Annotated in this window: 2 protein-coding genes; both read left to right on the forward strand. The window is 39.6% G+C overall.

Annotated features, from left to right (window positions below):
* Nucleotides 1-836 (forward strand): LPXTG cell wall anchor domain-containing protein (locus tag QM877_RS10020; RefSeq protein ID WP_414318318.1); only part of this gene is annotated, 836 nt, incomplete at its 5' end.
* 794 nt (nt 837-1630) lie between these two features.
* Nucleotides 1631-9077: mucin-binding protein (locus QM877_RS10025; RefSeq protein ID WP_414318319.1), on the forward strand; the 7447-nt coding region annotated here is incomplete at its 3' end.

Here is a 9077-nt window from a genome sequence, read left to right on the forward strand (position 1 = left end):
AGACAGTTAAGAAATCAGCTGATAAAGTCGTTAAGGATCCATCAGTAACACCAGTTACAGATCCAAGCAACTTGACTGATGCAGAAAAAGGTAAGGTAGCAGATGAAGTTAAGAAATCTAACCCAACCGTAACTGATGTTAAAGTTGGCAAAGATGGTACAACAACTGTTACATACCCAGATGGTACAACAGCGGTTATCCCAGCAGATAAGGCAGTTAAGAAATCAGCTGATAAAGTCGTTAAGGATCCATCAGTAACACCAGTTACAGATCCAAGCAACTTGACTGATGCAGAAAAAGCTAAGATAGCCGACGAAGTTAAGAAATCTAACCCAACCGTAACTGATGTTAAAGTTGGCAAAGATGGTACAACAACTGTTACATACCCAGATGGTACAACAGCGGTTATCCCAGCAGATAAGACAGTTAAGAAATCAGCTGATAAAGTCGTTAAGGATCCATCAGTAACACCAGTTACAGATCCAAGCAACTTGACTGATGCAGAAAAAGGTAAGGTAGCAGATGAAGTTAAGAAATCTAACCCAACTGCGAAAGATATCAAGGTTAACAAAGACGGATCAGTAATTGTAACCTTTGAAGATGGCACCACAGCCTTTATCCCAGCAGATAAGACAGTTAAGAAATCAGATGGTTCAGTAGCAGGTAATCCAGCTGCTAACCAAGATTCACCTGCTCAAGCACCAGCTAAGAAAGCAGGAGCGAAAGAATTGCCAAATACTGGTACAGAACAATCTAGCGCTTCACTTGCTTTAGCACTTCTTGCAGCAGCGACAGGCGGACTCCTCTTCGCTAAAAAACGTGAGGAAGAAGAGTAAGAAATTACTCCAATAAAGCAACACTCAGAATTCTGATTCTAAGGAATTGCTAGAAAAACCGTAAGAAGAAATTCTTACGGTTTTTTTTGATGGATAATGATTAGGAGAATGGTGAAATGTCAGTCTTACAGATCTTTGAAATGTTAAAATCTCAATCTACTGTATATGCTATTTTTCCATAGAAGAAAAGTTAATACTCATCGAAAATCTCTTCAAACCACATCAGCTTCTATCTACAACCTCAAAACAGTATTTTGAACTGTTCTATCCACAACCTCAAAACGGTGTTTTGGGCAACCTGCGGCTAGTTTCCTAGTTTGCTCTCTGATTTTCATTGAGTATAAGACTGCTAAAAATATTTCTAGAAATTAGTTTGATTTTCCTAATCGATTTGTTCATACCTTATTTCAATCTACTATAACATCTGGAGAGGACAGTCGTTGTTCTCTCCGTTTTTATATCCAGAGATAGAAGGATTTGTTGAAAAACTAAAAGATAAAACTATAAATCTCAGTAAAAAACATTTACTAAAATTTTTTAATACTGTTAAATAAGTTGTATGAATATAAAAATGGATAAATCTCTCATAGTAGGGCTGAAATACATCACTAGATGGATGTTTGTTCCTTCAATTCTATTTCTTAAAGAATTACTAAGCTTGCGATAAGAGATGTAAAAAAATAATAAATTTAGTTCGTGTAATACGTTTTTTAGTAAAAAGTAACCGCTAATACTTGATTTTTATAAATATAGTGATATACTAAAGTTTAAGAAAAAGTAAAAAGGAGATTACTATGAAGTTTCATTTTAATGAGCGTCAACGTTTTTCTTTACGTAAGTATAGTTTTGGTTTAGCCTCTGTTCTTTTAGGAACTGCCTTTTTTTTGAGTGGACAAGTTGCTAGTGCTGATGAGGTAAATGTTTCAGAAACATTGCTTACCTCCGTAGTATCTGTTAGTCCAGAAAGTTCAACAAGTACATCGGAATCTTCAGTACCAAGAACTTCTGAATCAAAACCTACAGTAGCAGATAAGTCTGCTCTATCACCAGAAACTGCCGATTCAAAACCAACAGTAGCTGATAAACCTGTTGTAACACCAGAAACAACTGAAGTTTCTTCAGATTCTGAAAAACCTGTAATCGAGAGTCCAAAATCTGAAAAGTCAGAAGCACCAGCGAAAGAATCGAGTGAAGAAACGGCGAAAGCAACTGAAGTTAAAGCTGAAGTTGCTGAAAAAGACGATAAGTCTACTGACAAAGCTCCAGCTGAAGTTGCTGACAAAGATGATAAGTCTACTGATAAAGCTTCAGCTCCAGCTGAAGCACGCCGTTCAACGCGTACACGTCGAGCTACTTCAGAAGATAAACGAGAAGTATCTAATTGGAGTGAGTTTGTTTCAGCCTTAGAGGATGAAAATGTAAGCGAAATCACTGTTAATGGTGATATCGTAGCTCAAGGTGACAATGGTAACACAGATAGCCGAAATCCTGGTTCTGTAGACCGTAAAACTACCATTAGTGCACAATCTCGTGCAGTTACTATCCAAGGTAAGGACGACAATGCTCGTCTTGAACTCTTGTCACACACCTTGGAGTTGACTGGAGCTAGCTGGGAACTAAATCTTAAAAACCTTAAGATTGCTTCAGCAAACTCTAGAGGTCCAATTGAACTATCAAGAACTAGTGGTTCAAATACAGTTACATTTGAAAATGTGACAAGTGAGGGTTCATCACTTTATGGTGGTGGTGGTAACACAAATGTTGTTATCAAAGGAACTACAACTTCAACAGTTAGTGACAGTTATCAAGCTGCAAATGGTCAAACTCAACACGTACAACGGAATGTCGGAGCTGCAGGTCATTCAGATCAACGTCGTGAGTCAAATATTCACGATGCTAAATCTGTAACAGTTGCTGAGGGAGCTAGCTTAACGCTTAATCGCTCTTCTCAAGGGGATGCTATTACTCTTGAAAGTGGAGCTAAGGTCAGTGTAAAAGATAAAGCTAGTCTTACTATCAACATGAACACTGACAATCGATCTGAAAATGCTCGCTACCACAATGCTGGTATTTTCATGGCTGATAGTGGTACCGTAGAAACTGGCAAAGGCTCTAAGTTAGTCCTAAATACTAGTATCGGTCAAGGTATTTCAATTGGTATAAACCGTCCAGGGGATCAATTTACCGATAAGGATCGTTACGGTGGTTACGGTGCTGGTAACAACGGTCGTAAAAATGGCCCTAGCCGAGTTCTAATTGGCGAAGAAGGAACATTTGAATTTCATGGCCGTGATGGGATTATGATGGGGAATCACTCAGAACTTGTCACAGGTCAAAATGCCAAAGTTCGCTTTGAAAATAAAGGTCGTGGTGTTGCCCTTGATTTCGGAAATGATTCAAGAGTAGTCTTTGGAAAACATTCGAACAATACTTTCCATTCAGTAGGTAAAGGTAAAAATGAGGATACTAAGACACCTTCAGGTAGTTACGATGGGTACAACTATATCGGTCTGAATGAAAATGGTAAAATCTTAGTAGATGACTTTGCGACTTTCCGTGTACAAATGGATGACCGTACGTATAAGGATAAGAATGGTCACAGTTGGGATAATGACTGGGATGATGTCATTTCCCTTGATTCTAGGAATGGTCGTAAGAATGAGCCACTTTTCCAAGCGAATAAGGGTTCTATTGTAGATATTCGAGATGATAATACTAACTACTATGCTGAGTTGATCTCAGTAGCATTGGGAGCTAGTACAAACACTTATTTCCAGTTTAATAATCCGCTATATGTTTCCTTTATGAGATACACAAAATCAGATGGTACATCAGCAGGTGACATTACCGGGAAACTACCAATAACTATTCCTCAAGGGAACAATCCACAGGATATTGGCCACGGAAATATTCTTTATATCTCAAATAAATTAGAAGCTTCAGGGAACCGAGTCGAATTTAATGGTCCAACAAATAATGCAGGTGTTGGGACCTATACGGTTTATTCCATGAACAAGGATGGTAGGGATGCACAAAGTCATAATAAACAGAGTTCTGTTTGGATGAATATCCAGGGCGGATCTATGTCTATTGCTGGTTTCCAAAATAATAGAGCACACATAGAACCTGCTAATGCCACATCTGTACCAACAGGTTCTTCTACTGGGGGAGTTGTTGCCACAGATAGGACTTATGGTATTGACCCGGTAGGTGATAACCGTCAAAATATTTGGGTATCAAATGGTTCTAAAATCAACCCGACTGGTGTTCATAAAAATGTCATCAAATATGTGTACGAAGATGGAACTTCACTTAAAGTAGACAAAGACGGAAATCCAGTTGCTAAAGATAAAGACGGAACTCCAGTTAAAGATGTTATCCAGTCATCAGATTGGAAGCGTACTTTGGATGTCTCTATTGACCAAGAAGGCTTTAAAGAGATTTTAAAAAATTCAAGTGTCAGCAATGGTGATGAATTCTTAGCAGCCTATAGTAAAGCGAAGTATCACATTTCTGATATTGATGGAGATAACATAGCTGATACAGGCTGGAAAGAAGACGGAACAAATTCTGGTACCTATAATTATGGTACTATCGCTTCGCCAAAACTAAAAGGCTATAAACCAGAAATTCTATCAACTAATGTTCCAGGATTAGAAGCTGGGGCTAAAGCTGATTCAGTTTCTGTTTCATATGATTCAAGCAATGCAACAGACACACTTATTGAAGCTCAAGCAGGTAAACGCACCGTTTCAGAAACTTATTGGCGCAATATTGTAGCCAAGTCTGATTTGGGTACATACGAAACAGTCGTTGTCTATAAGCAACCAACACAATCAGCTATTATTAAATACATTGATACAAGTGCTAATAATAAGGAGTTAGCAAAAGATGAAGTTTCTGGTAAATCGTATGAAGCCATTAACTACTCAACTGCAGCTAAGATTGCTGATTTTGTTAATAAAGGTTACAAACTTGTAGAAGATGGATTTACAAACTCAACTGCAGATCAAAAGAAATTTGATGATGATGAAAACATTGATCAAGAATTCGTAGTTACCTTGAAACATGGTGAAACACCAGTTGGACCAAATAATCCACATAAACCAACAGATCCAATCAATCCAAATTATCCAGACGGTCCTAAATACCCTGCGAAAGATCAATGGACGAAAGATGTAACGTCAACTGTTCATTATGTGGTATCAGACGGTAATGCAACTGCCCCAGCTGATAAGGTTCAAAATGCACAATGGACACGTACCTTAACACTTGATAAGGTGACAGGTGAAGTTCTCTCATCTACTCCATGGGCATCGAATAAGGCTAACTATGATGCAGTTCCAACACCAGGATTGACAGGTTACTACGCTGATAAAGGAAGTGTTGCTTCTAAGACAGTCACTCAAGAAAATCTTGAAGAAACTGTTACTTACAAACCACTTGGGAAATTGGTTCCAAAACCAGAGACACCAAAAGATCCAAACTTCCCATCAACACCAGAAGTGAAGTATCCAAATGATCCAAACGATCCAACAAAACCAGGTAAACCAGTTGTGCCTAATGTACCAGGCTACAAACCATACTTGCCAGATCCAAACGATCCAACGAAACCAGGTCAACCAGTAGAACCAGGAAAACCAATCACCCCTGAAAATCCAGGAAAAGATACGCCGATTATCTACCGCAAGGCAGATCAAAAAGCTACTATCAAGTATGTAGACCAAAATACTGGTGCCACACTTGAAAGTGATCAAGTAGGTGGCAAATCAGGTGAAGCTATTGCCTACTCAACTGCAGACAAGATCAAGAAATATCAAGATCGTGGCTATGTTCTTGTAAGTGATGGATTCCCAGCAGGAGCTACCTATGACAAGGATGAGTCAGTTGATCAAGAATTCGTAGTTACCTTGAAACATGGTGAAACACCAGTTGGACCAAATAACCCACATAAACCAACAGATCCAATCAATCCAAATGATCCAAAGAGTCCAAAATACCCTGCGGAAGATCAATGGAAGAAAGATGTAACATCAACTGTTAAGTATGTGGTATCAGACGGTAAGACAACTGCCCCAGCTGATAATGTTCAAAATGCACAATGGACACGTACCTTAAATCTTGATAAGGTGACAGGTAAAGTTCTTAACCCTGATGCACCATGGACAGCGAATAAGACTAATTATGATGCAGTTCCAACACCAGGATTGACAGGTTACTACGCTGATAAAGGAAGTGTTGCTTCTAAGACAGTCACTCAAGAAAATCTTGAAGAAACTGTTACTTACAAGCCACTTGGAAAATTGGTTCCAAAACCAGAGACACCAAACGATCCAAACTTCCCATCAACACCAGAAGTGAAGTATCCAAATGATCCAAATGATCCAACCAAACCAGGTAAACCAGTTGTGCCTAATGTACCAGGCTACAAACCATACTTGCCAGATCCAAACTATCCAACGAAACCAGGTGAACCAGGTAGACCAGTAGAACCAGGAAAACCAATCACTCCTGAAAATCCAGGAAAAGATACGCCGATTATCTATGTACCAAAAACTAATGATGTGACGCAACCAACAAAACAAACTGTTAAGTACACAAGTACAGATGGTAAAGCTCAGGTACCTTCAGATAAGATTCAAAATGACTATACTTTCACAGGTAAGAAGAATCAAGCTGATGGTACAACAACATGGACTGAAAACAGTCATACTTACGGTAGGGAAAGTGTTCCAGTAGTTTCTGGTTACTACGCTGACAAGTCTGAAGCAGGTAGTAAAACAGTCACTCCAACCAATCCTAATGCTGAAGATGTTGTAACTTATAAACCACTTGGTAAGATTATTCAAGTAGATGAATCAGGAAATGTTATTCCAGGTTCAGTATCTAAGACTTATGAAAATAACCCATTGAATCCTAAAGAAGCAGCAGAAACTAAAATTCCAGATGCACCAACAGGATATGTGATTAAGGAGGAACAACCACAAGCATGGGGTTACAATATTGTTGATAAAACTATTGAACCAAATGATGAAAGTGATCCAGATCGAATTTCACAAGATACGAAGATTGTTTATGTTAAGGCAGACCAAAAAGCAGTGATCAAGTACGTTGATCAAACAACTGGTCAAACCCTTGCCAATGATCAAGTCGGTGGTAAATCAGGTGAGGCAATCAACTACTCAACTGCGGACAAGATCAAGTACTATGAAGATCGTGGCTATGTTCTTGTAAGCGATGAATTCCCAGCAGGAGTTCACTTCGATACCGATGCATCAGTAGATCAAACCTGGACAGTAACCTTGAAACACGGTGAAACTCCAGTTGGACCAAACGATCCACATAATCCAACAGATCCAATCAATCCAAATGATCCAAACAGTCCTAAATACCCAGCGACAGATCAATGGAAGAAAGATGTCACATCTACTGTTAAGTATGTGGTATCAGATGGTAAGGTAGCAGCCCCAGCAGATCATGTTGAAAACGCGACATGGACACGTACCCTTACCTTGGATAAAGTCACAGGTAAAGAACTTTCAGCGACACCATGGGCATCAGATAAGACAGCCTACGCTGCAGTTCCAACACCAGGTTTGACAGGATACTACGCTGATAAAGCAAGTGTTGCTTCTAAGGCAGTTACTCAAGAAAACCTTGAAGAAACTGTTACTTACAAACCACTTGGAAACTTGGTTCCAAAACCAGAGAAACCAAACGATCCAAACTTCCCATCAACACCAGGTGTTAAATATCCGAACGATCCAACAGATCCAACGAAACCAGGTCAACCAGTCGTTCCTGATGTACCAGGTTATGAACCACACCTTCCAGATCCAAACGATCCAACGAAACCAGGTCAACCAATCCAACCAGGAACACCTGTAACACCTGATAAACCAGGGGAAGATACGCCAATCATCTATGTACCAAAAACAAATGATGTGACGCAACCAACTAAACAAACGGTAACGTTTGAAGGAGCAGGAACAGCTACTCCAGCTGATAAGGTTCAAGATAACTTCACCTTTACTGGTAAACAAAAAAATGGTACGACAACATGGGATCAACCTAATCACACTTATGGTAAAGAAACAGTTCCAGTAGTTAAAGGTTACTACGCTGATAAGAAGGAAGCTGGATCTAAGACAGTTACTCCAGATCAACCAGAAGTTACGGATAAGGTTACTTATAAACCACTTGGTAAGATCATTCCAGTTGATCCAGAAGGAAACCCAATTCCTAAAGCACCAACTCCACAGTACAACAATGATCCACAAGATCCAACTAAGGGTGGCGAGACTCCAACTCCAGTTATCCCAGGTTATGTGACAGATACACCAAGTGTAACACCTAATGACCCAGGATCTGATACACCTGTTGTCTACCGTAAGGCGGAACAAAAAGCTATTATCAAGTACGTTGACCAAACAACAGGTCAAACCCTTGCCAATGATCAAGTCGGTGGTAAATCAGGTGAGGCAATCAACTACTCAACTGCGGACAAGATCAAGTATTATGAAGATCGTGGCTATGTTCTTGTAAGCGATGAATTCCCAGCAGGAGTTCACTTCGATACCGATGCATCAGTAGATCAAACCTGGACAGTAACCTTGAAACATGGTGAAACTCCAGTTGGACCAAACGATCCACATAATCCAACAGATCCAATCAATCCAAATGATCCAAACAGTCCTAAATACCCAGCGACAGATCAATGGAAGAAAGATGTAATGTCAACTGTTCATTATGTAGGTGCAGGTAGTCAAACACCAGCAGACAATGTTCAAAATGCACAATGGACACGTACCTTAAAACTTGATAAAGTTACAGGTAAAGTTCTTAACCCTGATGAAGCATGGACAACTAATAAGACTAACTATGATGCAGTTCCAACGCCAAGTGTTACTGGATACTATGCGGATAAAGCAAGTGTTGCTTCTAAGACAGTCACTCAAGAAAATCTCGAAGAAACTGTAACTTACAAACCACTTGGAAACTTGGTTCCAAAACCAGAGACACCAAACGATCCAAACTTCCCATCAACACCAGAAGTGAAGTATCCAAATGATCCAACGGATCCAACGAAACCAGGTCAACCAGTTGTTCCTAATGTACCAGGCTACAAACCATACTTGCCAGATCCAAAAGATCCAAGCAAACCAGGTAAACCAGTAGAACCAGGAAAACCAATCACTCCTGAAAACCCAGGTGACGACACACCAATTATCTACGTACCAA

This window comes from Streptococcus infantis, assembly GCF_047463655.1.
Taxonomy (GTDB): Bacteria; Bacillota; Bacilli; order Lactobacillales; family Streptococcaceae; genus Streptococcus; species Streptococcus infantis_Z.